This is a genomic window from Psychrobacter proteolyticus (genome assembly GCF_039762275.1).
Taxonomy (GTDB): Bacteria; Pseudomonadota; Gammaproteobacteria; order Pseudomonadales; family Moraxellaceae; genus Psychrobacter; species Psychrobacter proteolyticus_C.
Map to the genome: position 1 here is coordinate 67,671 of NZ_JBDLOB010000002.1, position 18,974 is coordinate 86,644.

Here is an 18,974-nt window from a genome sequence, read left to right on the forward strand (position 1 = left end):
AGATGCCATATATGCAAACCTATTTATGCATGGCCTCTTTCATCATTATCACTGCACTCTCTAATCCTACAAATACGGCATCTGCAATAAGTGCATGACCGATATTTAATTCATATATACCATCAATCTTTGCAATGGCATTCACATTGTCACACGTTAAGCCATGACCTGCGTTAATAAGCAATTTATCGTCTAGGCTCTGTGCTGTAGCTACTGCATGTTCGATTCTTTTAAGTTCAGCCAACTGTGCGTCAGTATCATTTGCTAATCCTGCTTCCGCATAAGCACCAGTATGCAATTCTATCGCGTCTGCACTACACTCTATCGCGGCTACAATCTGCTTGTCATCAGGATCAATAAACAAAGAAACCTTAATATTAGAATCTTGTAGCTTATGAACATACTCTTTTAGAGATATGACTTGCCCTGCAACATCAAGACCCCCTTCTGTCGTTAACTCTGCACGCTTTTCAGGTACTAGACATACCCAAAAAGGTTTAACTTCGCAGGCAATTGCAAGCATCTCATCAGTTGCGGCCATCTCTAGATTCATTCTCGTCGACAACTGCCCTGCCATTTCATAAACATCTGCATCTTGTATATGACGACGATCTTCACGTAGATGTATAGTGATACCATCTGCCCCTGCCTTTTCGCACAATAATGCAGCAGCTAGAGGACTTGGATAATTCACACCGCGCGCTTGACGCAATGTTGCCACGTGATCAATATTCACGCCTAACAAAGGTTTTTTTGAATTACTTTCAGATGAGGTAGATACAGAGATACTCATAAAAATCCTTTGGACAATTAAGCCTAACTTATATAGTTGATACTACGATAATATTTGAGAATGCAGTTATTGATAACGTTGCTGTTGCTGCCACAACAGACGGCTTTGGAGCGGCTGATAGTCAAGCAAATGATCAATAAGATGTCGATGTAGTTTTGACCAATGGCTCAGCGTTTGCTCAGTAATCCCTAAGCGTGCCATTTCTATAATATCTGCACCCTTAAAAACAGTCTGTCCAGACTCACTGGCTAAATGCTCAGACTCTTCATTATGTACCAATACAGGGAGTAAACCTACATCCGGTAAAAAGCGGTAAGTACAATCAGACTCGATAGGGTCTTCAACGTTGTCATGCGTTAACGTTAAAGTGAATCCTAATTCGGTAAATAGATACTGCTCAAACTGACGTAGACAGAGACGAAGCTCGCTATTACTTAAGGGCTGCTTGAGTTGTTGTAGACTGATTTGATAATGCTGCCACAATACAGGCATTGGGTCTTCAGTAGGTAACAGCCGCCACAGAATCTCGTTTATATATAGTGCAGCATACTGATGTTGACCGCTGATATTAGCGTAAGGTACGGCTTCTAAGACAGCAGATGTACTGTCTTTTTGAACACTGTCTTTTTGGACGCTATCAGCTTGAGTTGTATCTTGCGAAGCAATATTAATTTGACTAAAAGTTTTTAAGTCGCGTTTGCCAGTAGCAAAAAGCTGTAACGGCATAAATAGTGGCGCGCCTTTTTTCCCAACACCATGTATCACACCGTGTTGTTGAGAAAAAAGATAATACAAAGCGCGCTTTTCCTGATAAGAACGCTGATGCAATAAATACCCGACGAGCGCTTCATTACGCATTTTTTATTACCTAAATAGCTAAAAGGCAGACAGTGCTTTTGAAGCGTTCGTTTTTAACCGCTATCAATAGCCCAAACTGGTCAACGCACGCTCATCATCAGACCAACCACGTTTCACTTTGACCCACAAAGTTAACATGATTTTTTTACCGAACAACTGCTCCATATCTTTACGAGCATCCATACCAACTTGTTTAATACGCTGGCCTTTGTCACCGATAACGATGGCTTTTTGACCACCACGTTCAACATAGATAGTCGCATCGATGAAAGTACAAGCTTTGCGTGGACGCCCTGTTTTTGGATCAGTATGGGCAGGTTCATCTTTAAACTCATCAATCTGTACGGTTAAATCATATGGCACTTCATCACCCGCACTACGCATGATTTTTTCGCGAATGATTTCACTGGCTAAAAATCGCTCAGAGCGATCAGTGATTTGCTCTGTATCATAAATAGGCGCAGCGACTGGTAAATGTGAGGCAATCACTTCTTGCAAACGATCTAAGTTTTGATTTTTTAGTGCAGATACAGGAACGATATCAGCGAAATCAAAACTATCGTTGAAAGTTTGGATAAGTGGTAGCACGCTGCCTTTATCTTTTAGAGTATCTGACTTATTGATAACCAATACGACTGTTAGATTGGTCTCACCGAGCTTTTGCAAGGTCAATAAATCATCGTCACGCCATTGATCTGAATCGACAACAAACAGTACTAAATCTACATCTACTAACGCCGATACCGCCGCTTTATTCATACGTTCGTTAATAGCACGTACTTCGTTACGGTGAATACCTGGTGTATCAACGAACACCGCTTGCATTTCATGGTTTGACAAAATGCCATGAATACGATGACGGGTAGTTTGCGGTTTACGTGAGGTGATAGACAGCTTTTGACCTAGTAAGTGGTTCATCAAAGTTGATTTACCCACATTTGGACGTCCAACAATGGCCACATAGCCTGCTCTAAAATCATCAGCCATACGAGCATTGCCACTCGGTGCAAAAAATTCTTCAATTGCCATATCATTGTCTAATGCAATATCTTCTGCATCAATACCATGAGTCTCTTCGGTAACTTCGATATTATTTTGGCTTAAATCAATATCTGTATTTTCACCCAAATTTTGGGTGCTGTCTTCATTGTTTGATGGCAAATCAGTATGATTGCTCATAAGTTAATCCTATAGGGTTTGTGACTAGCCGAACTGTCTCTAATGGTAAATTTATTTAGTCACCATTAAAAATGGGCTAGAAACATTTAAAGTTTTAAAATAAATAATATGTGAAGTAGTTTTAATGTATGTTTGCCAAGTTATAAACCAGTCTAAACCGATACTATGCATCTAAAAATGCATTAATAGACATCAGCTATACACGTTTTTTGGCAGATCCTGGCAATTTATGTAATTGGTTAATCATAAGCTCAGCTGCTTTCTGTTCAGCAATACGTCGGCTTTCACCAGATTCAGTAATATCAGGGCAATTATTGATATTGACATGGCAACGTACAACGAAAATTTGATGCGGTGCATTACCACGCGTTTCCATGAGCTCGTAGTTGGGCAAGTCAAACTGCTTAGATTGTAGCCACTCTTGCAGCCGACTCTTAGCATCCTTAAGCGCTTTTTGGTCATTGACATTATCAATCAGATCACCATACCAAGAGAGAACACATTTACGAGTAATATCCATATCTTTACTGTCTAAATAGATAGCACCAATCAGAGACTCTACGGCATCGGCCAGTATAGAAGCACGATTGCGACCGCCACCTTTGCGCTCACCTACTCCTAATATAAGATGGTTAGATAGCTCTAAGTTTTGAGCAATAATTACCAACGACTCTTGGCGCACCAATGTCGCACGCATACGCGTTAAGCGCCCTTCGTTTTGACTAGGATAACGATGATATAAAGCTTCACCCACAATCATTCCTAACAGTGCATCACCTAAAAACTCTAAGCGCTCATAGTTTTTTTTGCTATCAAATGAGCGATGCGTTAATGCAAGTTTAGGTAGGCTCAAGTCATTAAACTCATAGCCTAACTTACGCGTTAATACTGCTAACCGCTGAATAAATTCTGAGCTAACAACAAGCGTGTCAACAGACGTACTATTTTTTTGGGAAGTAGGAACCGCTTGGGAATGGTGCGAAGTTGGTTTCATGCGTGGTTTGTGGTTATCCCTTCTGCTTGACAGATTTAGTTTAATAATATTATTTGATATATTTTATAAAATAATGAAAGCGCTATGTCGTACTATGATGGCTTACTCTACTGTTGCCATCTCGATATTACCCTCGAAACGGTTCACGATGTCGACATTGCTAAAAAAGTTGTTAGTTATTACATATTCTTTATGAATAGCCAATTGACCTGTTTTTTTATCGGTAAAAGTAAATACCTCTTCTGCCTTGGTATCATAGTCAGCATTGATAGATAACTGTTTGTTGACACGTTCAACAAATTGTTTAGCTGTCTCTTTATTGTTATTGGCTTCTTTTAGCTGTGCACTTAATACCTTGGTCAATTGATAGTCACCAATTTGAGCCGGTACAATAGCTACTGTCAACTTAGTCGCAATACCTAAAAGCATAATAATGAGAACAATGTTTGTCACACTGGCACCGCGCTGCGTAGCCAAACCAGATAATTGCTGCATTATAAGATCCTTCTAAAGATAAACGACTATTTCGAATAAGTGTATAAATAATAAATAGCTATTAATTATTTAGCAACGATATTAGCATAAAACTATTATTAACCAATCAACCTCTAGACAATCTCATAATCTTAATTGATAGTACCATTACGTTCAAAGGTCGGTAGGTTAAGACCAGGTGGTTTATGCATCCAAATATAGACCGCCTTACCTGCTAGGTTTTCATCCGGAACGAAGCCCCAAAATCTACCATCTGCACTGCGATCTCGGTTATCACCCATCACAAAATACTGACCTTCTGGCACCTCAATGCGCCACTCAGTACCTTCTGATTCCACCACTTCTGGTGATTGTTGCTGCAAAAATGGCGCGTATTGTGAACTGTTCATGCCGTCTAAATAGCGCACGAGGTGCTTGTTGTCACCTTGTACTTCTTCGAAATATTGTGCCGCGTCTTCTTCTTGTTGACCCATTGCAGAAGCACTCTCTTCGGTCAGCACTTGACCTGGACCAATTTGCCCTGGTAAGTATAGCTGTGAAGTCAATTCAGCATTTGCCGCAAAATATACAGACTTAGTCTCAATAGGTACGTCATTGATAGACAGCGTGCCTTGACTATAACTTACGGTATCACCAGGCAAACCGATAACGCGTTTAATATAATAAATGCTCGGGTTCTCAGGATAGCGGAACACTGCCACATCACCATGCTCAGGTTCACCAGTATCTAGCACCTTATTATAGGTTAACGGCAAGCGCACGCCATATGCATATTTATTGACAGCAATAAAGTCACCCGTATATAGCGTCGGCACCATAGAAGATGATGGGATATTAAATGGCTCAATTAAAAATGAGCGTACTATCAATACCACTGCTAACACAGGGAAAAAGTCATAAGCCCAGCGAACTAGTAAGCCTTCCTGACCTCGACCACGAGTTTTGCGCTGTTTGAGCGCTAACTTGTCTAACAGCCAAACAATTCCTAGGACTATAGTTAACGGCACTAAAATTAAATTAAAATCAAAATCCATACCAAATTGCCTATTAACGAGCGGCTTATCTAACACCTTTACGATAAGACTCACTACATTTGACTGTTATCTACAATGACTATCTTAGGTTACGTTTAGCGGTTAGCTATCGACTTGCAACACAGCTAAGAAGGCTTCTTGCGGGATTTCCACATTACCTACTTGCTTCATACGTTTTTTACCAGCTTTTTGCTTAGACAGTAGCTTTTTCTTACGTGACACATCGCCACCATAGCATTTTGCTAATACGTCTTTACGCATGGCTTTTACCGTACTACGACCAATGATTTGGCTACCGATAGCCGCTTGAATGGCGACATCAAACATTTGACGTGGAATCAACTCTTTCATTTTAGTAACTAGAGCATTACCACGATAACGTGATTGGGTTTCGTGCACGATCATCGCTAAGGCATCGACTTTATCACCATTAATTAGCACATCAACTCTTACTAGCTTGTCAGCTTGATAACGCTCGAAGTTATAATCTAGCGATGCAAAACCACGTGAAACCGACTTTAGGCGATCAAAGAAATCCATGACAACTTCGCCCATTGGGATATCAAATATCAGCTGTACTTGTCGACCCATAAAACGCATATCAACCTGAACGCCACGACGCTCAATACATAGCGTCATTACATTGCCTAAGAATTCTTGCGGTACTAAAATCTGACAGCGGGCAATTGGCTCACGGAATTCTTCTATGTTGTTTGGCTCAGGTAGATGTGATGGGTTATCTACATAGATTACATCACCGTTCTTTTTCTCAATTTCATAAATAACTGAGGGCGCTGTAGTAATCAAATCCAGATCATATTCACGCTCTAGACGTTCTTGGATAATCTCCATGTGCAGCATACCCAAGAAGCCACAGCGAAAACCAAAGCCAAGCGCATCTGAAGTATCTGGCTCAAAAAACAGTGACGCATCGTTAATTTGCAGTTTTTGCAAAGCTTCACGGAATTTTTCGAAATCACTCGAATCTACTGGGAACATACCAGAATAGACTTGTGGCGTGACTTGTTTAAAGCCTGGGATACGGTCGACATCAGGGGTTTTAGCATGAGTGATCGTGTCGCCTACTGGCGCTCCGGCAATATCTTTAATACCCGCAATAACAAAGCCGACTTCCCCTGCTTCTAAAACACCTGTATCTACAGGTTTAGGGGTAAAGACACCAATCGAGCCAACCAGATGTGCCTCTTGAGTCGACTTGATATATAATTTGTCACCTTTACGTATAGTACCTTCACGCACCCGTACTAATGAGACCACGCCCAAATAATTATCAAACCAAGAGTCAATAATTAGTGCTTGCAATGGTGCTTCACGATCACCAGTTGGTGCTGGAATAAACTCTACTAGCGCTTCTAGCAGCTTATCAACACCAAGACCAGATTTGGCTGATACTCGCGGTGCATCAACGGCATCGATACCGATAATATCTTCAATTTCTTGAATGACGCGCTCAGGCTCAACTTGCGGTAAATCAATCTTATTTAACACCGCCATGACTTCTAGGCCTTGATCAACGGCTGTATAGCAATTGGCCACTGACTGCGCTTCTACGCCTTGAGCGGCATCAACCACCAATAGCGCACCTTCACAAGCTGCTAATGAACGCGACACTTCATATGAAAAATCGACGTGACCAGGGGTATCAATAAAATTAAGCTGATAGCGCTCACCATTTGGATGATCATAAAACAGTGTTACTGACTGTGCTTTGATAGTGATACCGCGCTCACGCTCAATATCCATTGAGTCGAGCACCTGCGCCTGCATCTCGCGATCTTGCAAGGCACCGCACATTTGAATAAAACGATCGGCAAGCGTCGACTTACCATGATCAATGTGGGCAATGATTGAAAAGTTACGAATATTGGCTAATGCAGTCACAAAGCGCCTACTAAATTAAGAGTGATAGAATAATAAAACTAAAAAATAAATACTGTCAGATGCAATTGATAAGTTGCTTGTACTTCTTTGAAGGTCAACCGTTATAACAAGCCGATTCGGCTAATACTACCGTCTAAAATCCATAGCCAAGCACATTAACTCTTATGCGCAGACATAAAAGAGTATTCTAGCAGTTTTCCACTGCAAAGTAAGGCCATTTTGTTAGAAGAGATGTGACTTGCAGATGAAATGACAAGCTAAAAAAGGATAACGCAACAATCGTTACACTTGTTGAACTTCGTTTCTTTATATAGATACCATTATAGTTACTATGACTTCTTAGAAAGAAAAGTAAATAAATAACTAGGGTAAATTGGTTTTAGACATATCTACGTCTGTCGTTTCGCTGCCAGTTTGGCACAAATACTTATACATCCATGGCGATCTGCCATAAAAAGCACCATTTATTTGAGTTTGCTCTATCAGGTACTCACGAAATCTCAAATAAAATTCATTATCTGGGCCCTTAGGCTGCTGCCAAAAATCATCAAGCGGCTTTTGATCTGTTAGCTTAGGAATATCGTAAATTGCACGACCCATAACCTTAGTGGGTTTTTTATGATAAACCGACTGCAAGCCTGTCGTACTGTTAATAGTCACCATACCTATACTATATTTCATCAAAGTTGGTAGGTGCATATCACACCCATAAAAAACACGATGAGACACTTGATAGCGCTCAGCTAGGCTAGCTACCAGCTCCCGATAGTCTCTATGACCTCGATCCAATGGATGATGCTTAAACACGAGTAACTGTTTTTGCTTAGCAAAATTTGCAAAGCTTGCGATAGACTCGTCAATGAACTGTACCACATCACGATAATCACTATGATGGGTAATCTGTGAGTCATTATGTACTTGTAAACTAATCAAAAAGTAATTGTTACTTTCTTGCTTAGTCAGTTTGTTTTGCAAGTGCTTGTCTGGTAAATATCCTCGTAGCTTCCGCCACGGTGCTTTTAACCAAGCGATGGCCTCTTGCCAAGCAGTCATACCACGATAATGCGAATAATGTGGGTAACGGTTTTTGAAAAGCCAGGCAATGATATAATAGACGATGGCTGCGATACTTAAGCGATAAAATCGATTATGTGTGTATAGAGGCTGATCATTCGCTTTCTTAAGCGCTTTAATCTCAGCAGTGTTTAGGCGTGAATAACCGTTAATCCCATGTTCTTGCAAGGTAATATAATCAGGACGCAAGTACCCTTCTTCAAAAACAAAGAATGAAATACCTAACTTTTCACTGATACACGCTGCTTGAGTATGGTGCGGTCGACAATCGCCAAAGCATACAATCGCATCAATGGCATTTTCTTTAATGAACGCCTGCAACCAAGAGGAAAATTGCGCTAATGTATTAGTATATTCGTAAGTATTGTCGTGATGATAAAAAAAGGCATCGCCTGCATTAAAATTAATTTTGCTTACTTTAATGTCTTGAGTTTGCAAGAATGAAGAAAATCGATTAAAAAACCCACCCATTTTTCCTTGTAGTAGCAAGACATGTCGATGAGTAAGCAAGTGAGACATCGAAGCTGCCATAATACAGGGCTACCATTAAATGAGAAAATAAGAAATAAAAATGAGAAAGGTCGTGCAACCGTGTGAAAACACATAGCGTAAAAGTGATTATACCGAAAAAGCACCTATTTGTCGCAATGCAATTATACGGTGCTACTCTAATAAATTAACGAGACATTTTACGCAATTTCTGTTGCCATCGATGACGCTGCTGCATAAAACGCATAGTCGCGTGATGTTTCAATTTTGTAGATAAAGACAAGGTCACAGTCTTAGATGAACTATTCAAAGTACTAGCCATTTCAGATTGCGATTCTTCACTGCTCTCAAGTAGATGTAAATCTTTAGGAGGATACAAATAATCAATCACCTGCTCTACTTGCGCTAGCCCATAGCCATCAGGTAGACGATACAACGGGTAACATATAAGCGCGCCATATATTAGCTGCTCAAGAGACAAAGGCATGTCTCGTTCACGCCTTTTTAGATAGGTGGCTTTCGGTAACGACTGCTCGTCAATATCTGTGGTCAATCCCCAACCTGCATAAAACGGCAATCCATAACAGGTGACGTCCAATCCACGCAGCAACGCTTCAAAACCAGTCAATGAGCTGATCGTATGAACCTCATCCACCCATTCTAAGCAATCAGGAATCGCAGTATCGTAGGCAACCGCCTGAACTTGTCGTAGGTAAACTTCTGATACTTTACCTGCTCGCAGTCCTGCTTCTACATCAGGATGCGGCTTATAAACCAAATAAGCGTCTGGGTTATCTTGTCGTACACGTTCGATCAAACCACTGTTTGTCTTTATTGTAGAGCCACAGTACTGTACTGACAAATCGTCCTCTACCTGACCGATAATCAGAATACGAAGTTTCCCAGAGTTCTTTGCCTCTTGCATCCATGAGGCACGCTGGCCACTAACACTTTTTCTGGCATTGGCTTTCGCACCACCAATATCACCCCCAACATTATATTTACTCACCCGCTGAGTGAGTAATTTTTCTCGAAGCTTTTGTACGCGCACATGCTGCTGTGGACTTAGCGGATGACAATCACGTAGTAATGTCTCTAAATCTGAAGGCTGGGTCGCATCGTAATAAATACCTTGTTTGTCTATCACAACAGACAGTGGTGCCAATAAAGTAGCACCTAAACCGTTTGATCGGATAAACCCATCTTCCATACAATAAATAGCTGGCGTATCCGAGCTTTGTTCAGCAATTTTACTCTGTAGCTTCTTTTGTACTTGCTGACGTTTAGCCAAGCCCCATACCAATAAAGGCTGGCGGAAATTGACACGGAAATGGTCTGGATGTAGAAAATTTATTAAATCTAATTTAGGTTTGATGAATAATGTAGTACGCGGTAGGTCTGTAAAGGCTTTGACAAATGGTAGCTTCCAACGGCTAAACTCATATACTGTTAAATCGCCTTCAAGGCGCGCTTGCCACCGCCGATTGGTCACTAGCCATTCGATGGCTGCATCGATATCACAAGCTTGTTTCGTTGCTGGATCTACATAACGACTATAATCAATATAAGCACTATAAAACAGCGTTTCTAATGACGTTTCAAGCGTCTTATGTGACGTCGCAGGAAACACTGCTAAGTTTGACAAATCTCTATTACTGAGAAGTATCTCAGCTGATACTAAACGACGTTTTTGAACTGCTTTAAGTAGGTTTTTAGGTGCGTTAGTATCATTAGTCAGCCCCCAGCCACTGTACCAGCTGACCCCGAAGCAATGTACTCTTTTACCTAGCATTAATGCTTCAAAGCCCATATGTGAGCTGACGGTATAGACATCACTTACTTGTTTAAGCAGTTCGATAGGATTGAGAAACTCTGTCAATAACCTAACGTTTTTAGGTAGTCTTAAGTTGGATAAATAGCCTAATTTTGACGCAGGATGAGCCTTTATCCAAATATGGGCATTAGGATGGTTGCGACATGCAGATTTTAGCATTTTCTTAAATTGACGTTTATTCGCACCAGCGCCTTTAACAGAGGCATCACCTGCTACTTGGTCAATCAATAGGATATGTGATTGTACAGCATTTTTCTTTTCGTTAATATTTTCTTTACTAATCAATTTATCCAACGACGGACAATCGATTATGGAATTATATTTACTCAGTTTTTCTTCGCATATGCGTGCCATCAAATGGCGAGCACGTGCTTCGCCTGCTGCGCGATCATTGCTAGTACTTTTGGTACGCTCAATAATCAACTGCTCAAGACGTGAGTGGTGCGTCATATCAAAGTAGATGCCAATGTCATCGACAACCACGCTCAAACCATGACGACTACTAATACCTGAATCCAATGAACGCAAAAATCCATCTTCAATACTTAAGGCATTCACGTCCTGACGAGTGGCAGCTTTATCAGCTCGTTGAAAGCTTTTCTTGTGCCCCCATCCAATAAATGCCTCAGGTTGTGGTTTTTTCTTGCGATTTATCAGGTTTCGTTGCAAACCTGACCACGGATACCAGCGCTGAATATCAGCTTGCAACACTTGCGAGAGTAGCAGGTTGTTGCGACACATACCTTTACCAACTACTGCCAACTGCTTTGGTGATTGATACTGTGACGAAGGCGAAAGTAGCGCATGATCAGAGGTAGACATAGTAGATACCTTGACTTCATTCGCTACTTCTTTTGCCATATCTTTGATACCTTTACTCATTGGTTTTGGTTAAATTCGTTCAGCCGACATCGTTAAGTCATGAATGGCTAACCGTTATAGGTCTAGAACTACCTTGGCAGCAATTGCTAACTGATAAACAATCTGTGATAGACCGCGCGCAATCTCCACACGCTTAGTTTTAACTTTCGGTAATACCATAATCTCGTCACCCTGCTGGATACGATACGCAGTATTGACCACTTGGCTCGCCCCATTTTGATGAATAATTAAGATATCTTTTGTATCAGCGTTATCAGAGAAACCACCAGAGTTAGCCACATAATCGCCGACGGTATAGTCAGGATTAAAGGTAAGTGCCCCTTGTGCTCGTACTTGACCATTGACTGTAATGACTGACGTTTGTGCTGGTATCTCAATGATGTCGCCTTGTTGCAAAATAATATCCTGCCATGAATTTGGCACAACAACGATTTGACCATCTGTCTGAACATTACGAGCTTTAGCAACGAACTGTTTGACTAATGCTGCATCATCTTGACGCAATGCGGCTTCTTCACGAGTCGTTGACTGAGTAGCAAGTGTGAGTTCTTCTAGACGATCGAGCGACTCGTTAATCATGCGTTTTTGTTGCTCAGCAACAGATTCACGATAGATGGTTAGATGCGTCAATTTAGCCAGTGGGCTTGGCTGTAATTGTGGCACGATATCTTTTAGACGCGCGCCATATGGCACAACCATTGCGCCATTACCAGTATGTGCACCTTTTACCTGCACCGCGATGGTGCCTGCGTAACGATCTGACGTTACTACCATTTGATCGCCATTATAGACGGGAACGTTTTGGGCTTCACTTAATGAGTAGTACTCCGCCGTTTGTGCACGTCCTGCACTGCGAGTGATACTGACATTAGTAGCATTGGCTGCTGGATTAGACACTTGCAACACATCACCAATAGTCAGATCATTCACATCAAACTCAAAGGTATATTCGTTTTGAACTTGACCGCTTACCACAAATGTCTTTTTCTGTGGTGCCACGGTAATGACATCACCATCACGGAATGAAAATGCCTGTAATTTACCTGCTAGCAAAAAGTCATATAAATTGACTTGCTGTAGCATTTGACCGTTACGTTTGATTTGAATGTCAATATAACTGCCGCGCGTTGGGTCAACGCCGCCTGCTCTATCTAAATAAGACAATACCGAGTCTGCTGCTAGACCACCGTAATAGCCCGGCTGTTTAACAAAACCTGTGACGAACACCTTAACGGGTTGCGCCTGCTCTAATGAAGCATAAACCCCTACATTCGAGCGATAGATACGACTGACGGCACTTTTGACCACGTTTTGTAAGCTGCCATTTTGCACACCAGAGACGCGTACTGGTCCAACATTCGGTAAGAAAATATTACCTTGTGGATCGACGGTCATGGTAGCAGCGTACTGATAAGCGCCCCACATTCTTACTTGGACGTTATCACCAGGGTTAATCACATAACTATCATTAAAGGTAGAGCCTGAAGTCGTCGAAAATGCCCCACGGAACAATTGCTCACCGAACATCATATCTTGAGTTTTGATATCTTGATAAGGACGCGTAGTATTGATAACTGACTGGCTTGGTAAACTTGCTGCGTTAACCGCTTCTTGAGTCGTTGCTTGCCCTGGCACTGCCCCAGCAAATGCTTGGGTAGACACGTTAATATTGCTCTGGTTCTGAGATTGACTCATGTTATTGTTGCTTGTGCCAAAGCCTGAACCTGATATTTGATCTGCATAACTGCTTGCAGCTGTTGCAGACATACTAGTCGCCGCCATTGCCAAGCTTGTCGCTATCACGATAGAACGTGGTTTCATATTCATGAGTTATATTCCTTTCCTGATCTATCGATCATTACTGATATCTGGTTTTTCAAGATTAGCTGCGGTGATCACGGACAACTGCCATCACCAAACGCACAAATCCGTATAGCATTAAGAGCAACGCAAGCGATGTCCAAATTAGATACGCTTGGCGCGGATATGTTGCATCTTCTGCTTCATAGGGAGTCGAGATTACAATCAAGTTTTTCATTTTCTTGAATGCTTCTAGTCTTGATTTCTCAAGCGATGACAACGACAATTTATATAACTCGGTAGCAAAATCCACATCTGCCTTGATGGTCTCAAACTGTACCGCTTGACGGTTTAATTTGGTTGTATTTGGTGATGTCAATTTAGTTTGTTCTTGAGTGATTTGCTCTTCAACAGCCTTTATCTGGCTTCTTAGTGAAACCACTTGCGGCGCATCCGGATTTAGATAACTGAGTAACTGACGCTCTTCAGTACGCAACGAGCTTAATTGCGCTTGCAAGCTGCCAATTAACTGATTGACAATTTGTGCATTGGCTTGTGGGTCATAGATTTCGTTTTCATTCTGATAGTTTAACAACTGCTCTTTGGCATCGTTTAAACGCTCTTCTGATTCGTCTAACTGAGTTTCTGCAAACGCCAATTGATCACGAGCCACTTCTTGTGAAATGCGGTTCACAAAACGCTCAGACTCACCTAAGATAGCTTTGTTCAGCTCGAAAGCATACTTTGAGTCAAAGCCTTCTGTTGATACTGAAAGCACATAGCTCTGCTCGTCAAGATCAATGTGAACCCGTTTTTTGAAGTACTCAAGTAGATCTTCTTGGGTTGCATCAGGATCGATTTCATAAATAGGGTCTGAACCATCAACATAGTAAGCGTCTCGGAACTTAAACTTATTATCGAGTCGCTTCACCATATCATTCGACAAAATATACTCTGTCAAATAAGTCGCGTCTTCTTTACTGGTACTATTAACGCCCAGTAGAGCTGATATACCACCACCAGCTGGGACGCTCGAATCACTGACTTGCTTCACTACCACGTCAGCAGTCGAAACGAAACGCGGATGAGCCAGCGTCATTACATAGTATATAACGAGCAACCAAGGAAGGATGACCAAGCCAATAAACAGCGAGAAGTTAATTATCTTACTTTTTTGCTTTGTGGATATGCTTTTCATAAACCTCAATCGCTTCTGTTGTATCGTCAAACACGTGTGCTGTTTGATCCATTAGTACAATACCAATATCGCAGTTTCGTTTGATATCACCAATATTGTGCGACACTATTAAAAATCCTGCTTGTGCGCGGCGGGCCGCTAAAATCTCTTCACTACGCTTACGGAATGCTGCATCACCAACAGCACCCGCTTCATCGAGCATATAATAATCAAAATCAAAGGCCAAGCTTAAACCGAACGTTAAGCGGGCTTTCATTCCTGATGAATAGCTTTTTACTGGCATATCAAAATAACTGCCAATATCAGCAAATTCTTCAACGAAACGAATTTTTTCATCAATATAAGGACCACTTGAATATAAGCGACAAACAAATCGGACATTTTGACGACCTGTTAGGCTACCTTGAAAGCCACCTGCGACCCCGACAGGCCAAGAAATAGTCGAGTCGGTAATAATCTCTCCATGATCTGGCTCATCAAGCCCACATATAATACGTAGCAGTGTTGACTTACCAGCACCATTACGACCGAGCAAGCCCACACTTTGTTTATCACCAATAGTCAGGTTTAAATCTTTAAACAAGTAATGACGGCCTTCCTTTGTCATAAATGACTTAGAAATATTCTTTATCTCAATCATTTACTCACCTTTCTTAATATTAGCACCTATAGTTATGGGTATTCCCTTAACGAGAACGAATCATGTCGCGTTCAGCATACTTATAGAGTAGAAGTCCTAAAAAGTTCACAACGAACATCCATTCTAAAAAGTACCAAATATTTATATGAGTGGCTGGATAATTGGGCGCAAAAGCGTGCCTAATTAGCTCAATGTTATGAATAAAGGGATTATATAATAGATAGCTAAAATAAGGCTCAGGTACTATATGAATGGGGAAAATGATACCAGATGCAAAATACAATATCGTAAAAAATATAGTTATTACTTTACTGATTTCGCCACCATAAAACCCTACAACCATCATAATCAGAGCAACACCAAAGCTAAATATAAATAGCGTTATCCAGCAAAACAATACAATGTGCAGGTTTTCCAAATTGGCGTAGATATCAAAAAAAGCCAATCCTAAAAGTAATAATATCGATGTAAAGAAATAAATTACTAGTTCTAGAAATGAGCGTGCGATGATCACATCAATATGCTTAATTGACCGATACATCAATAAACCTTTATTAGCATCGACGGCTCCTAAAGCCCTCGTTGCTATCTTTTGAAACATTCTAAAAGGCACCATTCCAACAACTAAGAATAAAGAAAAATCCATACCTGGAACTAGGCGTTCTCTAATGGCTCCAAATATCACTAAAAAAATTAGAATTTGAAATAGGACTTCGAGCGGCGCCCAAAGGTAGCCTAAACGGTAACCACCAAAACGGGTCTGTAACTCACGCATCAGCAATGCATGAAATGCTGCACCCATGACTTTAATGCCACTGCGATGCTTGATAGGACGATAAGGAGGTAGTTGAACAGACATGGCGTTACAGGACTTTACCGAAAACAGCCCCTATGATAAGTAAGCGCGACATAAGTTACAAGAATTAATCTGTATATAGACAGATAAACCTATGATTTAGTAAGAAATCTGTAAGCAAATCACACCTAAAACTATATCTATCAATTGCTCCTAGTTTATAAAACCATTTATTTCGGGCAAAAAAAAACCAATCTATCGAGATTGGTTTTTTTAGTACTGCTATATATGGTGGCGATGAAGAGACTTGAACTCTTGACCTCACGATTATGAGTCATGCGCTCTAACCAGCTGAGCTACATCGCCGTTTTAGGCTGCACATTATGCCCAAGCTGTTGACTGCCGTCAACCCCTAATAAGCATTTTTTGCAAAAAAACGAATTTAATTCAGATTAATTGCAACTATTACTACAACAAACGATAAAAAAGGTTTGGTAAACCGATAAGCCGGGTTCTGTCATGGACGATCATTCCTCTAGGCGTATCATCGCTAATACGCTCAAGCAACCTACCCGCATCGAACGCGGGCCGCGCCATGCCGATGCCTATTTGGTCTTGCTACGCGTGGAGTTTACCATGCCGTGAGCTGTTGCCAGCCACGCGGTGCGCTCTTACCGCACCCTTTCACCCTTACCGATAATACCCTAAGATACTAAAGGCGGTCTACTCTCTGCTGCACTGGTCGTCAAGTTACCCTGCCCAGCCGTTAGCTGGCACGCTGCCCTATGTAGCCCGGACTTTCCTCCCCTGCTCATCTGTTGCCAGTGTGCAGCGGCGATCGCCTAGTCTACCAAGCGCGCTAGTATAGCAAACTTATGACTGCCTGCGAATGTCTTTTGGATTTATTTTTGTGGACAACATAAATAGGCTAAACAAAATTTTCTGGCAGTGCTTCAATATTACCGACCAGATTATCTTTTAGATATGGTATTTGTAGCCAATGCGCTTCGGGATAATGATTGTCCAAATATTTTCGTAGAAACTCAATAGTGCTATTTGCGATTTCAGTATCCGTTTGCTCAGCATCATCATGAATATGATTATAAATTATGCTATGTACTATTAATCCGCGCGATTTTATAGCTTCTAAACTCAGCAACGTATGATTGATGCTGCCCAATCGACCAGAGGTGACCAAGACAATAGGATAGCCTTGCTCGGCAATATAGTCTAACGTGAGTAGATTCTCTGTAATGGGCACAAGTAAGCCACCTGCACCTTCTAGTAGTATCGCATCATACTGTGCCTGCAATCGCTTAGTGGCGTTAGTAATCATATCAGGATCAAGTGTTTCCCCTGATAATTTAGTAGCCAAATGAGGAGACGCAGGCTTCTTATAACGATGAGCACAAGTCGTAAAATCGAGATCACATGGCTGTAGAGGTATGTCCATTAATTGACGATGAGTAATAATGTCATCAGCTATATTCATCTCACCATTATCTGGATTGATCGATATGCCCGTCTGTACTAGCTTTTGAGTAATCACACTCACACCTTGTTCCATTAGCGCTTTGGCAAGCAGTCCAGTAGCATAGGTTTTACCAATATCGGTATCGATACCAGAAACAAATAAAACACTCATGGTTGACCTCGGTTTTCTAGATACGTACGTACTACTTTTAGCAGTGATTGGCATAAGGTAGTCAGCTCATCATCAGTAATCATGTAGGGTGGCATGATATACACCAGCTTGCCAAATGGTCTGACCCAGATACCGTTATCAATCAATAAAGACTGAAAAATGGGCATATCAACTCCTTCATGCAATTCAATGACGGCGACTGCACCCAAGCAGCGTACTTCAGCAACGCCTTCTGATAACGCAGCAGGCGCTAACTGCTGTTCCATAATATTCTGCATGTTTGCGGTACGCGCTTCAATATCATAAGACAGGATCAAATCAATCGATGCACACGCAACCGCACAAGCCAGTGGATTGCCCATAAAGGTTGGGCCATGCATCAGCGCTGGATAATCACTATTATGAATGGTATCGGCAATATGACGGGTACACAAAGTTGCCGCAAAGGTCATATAGCCACCCGTCAGCGCTTTGCCAATGGTCATGATATCAGGGCTGATGCAAGCATGTTCACACGCAAATAATTTACCACTACGTCCAAACCCAGTGGCAATTTCATCGGCAATCAAGAGCACATCATGCTCATCACACAGTTGACGCAGCAATTGTAGATATTCAGGACTATAAAAACGCATTCCGCCTGCGCCCTGAATAATTGGCTCAATGATAAATCCCGCCAGCTGCGCACCATACTCGACAAAAAACTGAGCTAATGATTCATGCTCATCTACTGTCAATGCGCGATCTAAGCCAAGCGGCGGCGCAGGGACGAAATGCTGCATCGGTAATTGCTTGCCATATAGGCTGTGCATACCATTAACAGGATCACAGACACTCATGGCATGCCACGTGTCTCCGTAATACCCTGAATGGGTTGATGCAAACTGTTGCTTGGTTGGACGCTTGGCAGCTACTTGATACTGCAGCGCCATTTTTAGTGCCACTTCTACCGCGATACTGCCACTGTCCGCATAAAAAATCGCATCGAGACCAGTAGGTACAATGTCGAGCAGTTTTTTGCCCAAATCTATCGCTGGCTGATGAGTCAATCCACCAAACATGACATGCGCCATTTTACCCAACTGCTGAGTCAGTGCTTCATTCAGTTTTGGATGGTTATAACCATGAACGCTCGCCCACCATGACGACATGCCATCGATCAGGCGTGTGCCGTCTTCAGTGATGATATAAATGCCTTCAGCGCGATCGATTACGATATTAGAATAAGTGGGTGGCAGGCTGGCATATGGGTGCCAAAGATGTCGCTGATCGAACTCACTTGCTACTTGAATGAGTTTGGTTGTTATTTGCGTGGTTGTTGTTTCAATGGTCATCGTGCTGTCCCCAAAACGTTGTAAATC

15 protein-coding genes, 1 tRNA gene and 1 other RNA gene are annotated in these 18,974 nt (G+C 41.7%); all 17 read right to left on the bottom strand.

Annotated features, from left to right (window positions below):
- Positions 1 to 19: 19 nt before the first annotated feature.
- Entirely contained in the window at positions 20 to 793 is a 774-nt protein-coding gene (locus ABFV72_RS03345) for a pyridoxine 5'-phosphate synthase (RefSeq protein ID WP_347162434.1), read from the bottom strand.
- Between the two features lie 66 nt (positions 794 to 859).
- Positions 860 to 1,651 (bottom strand): DNA repair protein RecO, encoded by a 792-nt coding sequence (recO, locus tag ABFV72_RS03350; protein ID WP_347162435.1) that lies wholly within the window; start codon positions 1,649 to 1,651, stop codon positions 860 to 862.
- Positions 1,652 to 1,714: 63 nt separating this feature from the next.
- Positions 1,715 to 2,680, bottom strand: a complete 966-nt coding sequence (gene era / locus ABFV72_RS03355) for a GTPase Era (protein ID WP_347162786.1) — start codon at positions 2,678 to 2,680, stop codon at positions 1,715 to 1,717.
- A gap of 346 nt (positions 2,681 to 3,026) precedes the next feature.
- On the bottom strand, positions 3,027 to 3,824 hold the full coding sequence (rnc, locus tag ABFV72_RS03360) for a ribonuclease III (RefSeq protein WP_201547921.1): 798 nt from the start codon (positions 3,822 to 3,824) through the stop codon (positions 3,027 to 3,029).
- Between the two features lie 102 nt (positions 3,825 to 3,926).
- On the bottom strand, positions 3,927 to 4,319 hold the full coding sequence (locus tag ABFV72_RS03365) for a DUF4845 domain-containing protein (protein WP_347162436.1): 393 nt from the start codon (positions 4,317 to 4,319) through the stop codon (positions 3,927 to 3,929).
- A 131-nt stretch (positions 4,320 to 4,450) separates the two neighbouring features.
- Positions 4,451 to 5,353 carry a signal peptidase I gene (gene lepB / locus ABFV72_RS03370; RefSeq protein ID WP_347162437.1) on the bottom strand — a complete coding sequence of 301 codons (903 nt, stop codon included), beginning with the start codon at positions 5,351 to 5,353 and terminating at the stop codon, positions 4,451 to 4,453.
- A 102-nt stretch (positions 5,354 to 5,455) separates the two neighbouring features.
- A complete protein-coding gene (gene lepA / locus ABFV72_RS03375; RefSeq protein WP_101204270.1) occupies positions 5,456 to 7,255 on the bottom strand; it encodes a translation elongation factor 4 in 1,800 nt (599 codons plus the stop codon).
- A 363-nt stretch (positions 7,256 to 7,618) separates the two neighbouring features.
- A complete protein-coding gene (locus ABFV72_RS03380; RefSeq protein WP_347162438.1) occupies positions 7,619 to 8,860 on the bottom strand; it encodes a capsule biosynthesis protein in 1,242 nt (413 codons plus the stop codon).
- A 145-nt stretch (positions 8,861 to 9,005) separates the two neighbouring features.
- Positions 9,006 to 11,513, bottom strand: coding sequence for a capsular polysaccharide biosynthesis protein (locus tag ABFV72_RS03385; protein WP_347162439.1), 2,508 nt, complete (start codon positions 11,511 to 11,513; stop codon positions 9,006 to 9,008).
- Positions 11,514 to 11,588: 75 nt separating this feature from the next.
- Positions 11,589 to 13,361: a polysaccharide biosynthesis/export family protein gene (locus ABFV72_RS03390; RefSeq protein ID WP_057758382.1), complete on the bottom strand. Its 1,773-nt coding sequence runs from the start codon at positions 13,359 to 13,361 to the stop codon at positions 11,589 to 11,591.
- Positions 13,362 to 13,416: 55 nt separating this feature from the next.
- Positions 13,417 to 14,532 carry a capsule biosynthesis protein gene (locus ABFV72_RS03395; protein WP_347162440.1) on the bottom strand — a complete coding sequence of 372 codons (1,116 nt, stop codon included), beginning with the start codon at positions 14,530 to 14,532 and terminating at the stop codon, positions 13,417 to 13,419.
- Positions 14,501 to 15,172, bottom strand: a complete 672-nt coding sequence (locus ABFV72_RS03400) for an ABC transporter ATP-binding protein (protein ID WP_347162441.1) — start codon at positions 15,170 to 15,172, stop codon at positions 14,501 to 14,503. Before ABFV72_RS03400 ends, ABFV72_RS03395 begins: the two co-directional genes overlap by 32 nt.
- A 46-nt stretch (positions 15,173 to 15,218) precedes the next feature.
- Positions 15,219 to 16,031 (bottom strand): ABC transporter permease, encoded by an 813-nt coding sequence (locus ABFV72_RS03405; protein WP_347162442.1) that lies wholly within the window; start codon positions 16,029 to 16,031, stop codon positions 15,219 to 15,221.
- Positions 16,032 to 16,257: 226 nt separating this feature from the next.
- Positions 16,258 to 16,334: transfer RNA gene (locus ABFV72_RS03410), tRNA-Met, on the bottom strand.
- A 121-nt stretch (positions 16,335 to 16,455) separates the two neighbouring features.
- An RNA gene (gene rnpB / locus ABFV72_RS03415) (RNase P RNA component class A) lies at positions 16,456 to 16,822 on the bottom strand.
- A gap of 74 nt (positions 16,823 to 16,896) precedes the next feature.
- Complete coding sequence (gene bioD / locus ABFV72_RS03420; RefSeq protein WP_347162443.1) at positions 16,897 to 17,613, bottom strand: dethiobiotin synthase; 717 nt, start codon at positions 17,611 to 17,613, stop codon at positions 16,897 to 16,899.
- Entirely contained in the window at positions 17,610 to 18,947 is a 1,338-nt protein-coding gene (gene bioA / locus ABFV72_RS03425; protein WP_347162444.1) for an adenosylmethionine--8-amino-7-oxononanoate transaminase, read from the bottom strand. The genes bioD and bioA overlap by 4 nt, the downstream gene beginning before the upstream one ends.
- Between the last annotated feature and the right edge of the window lie 27 nt (positions 18,948 to 18,974).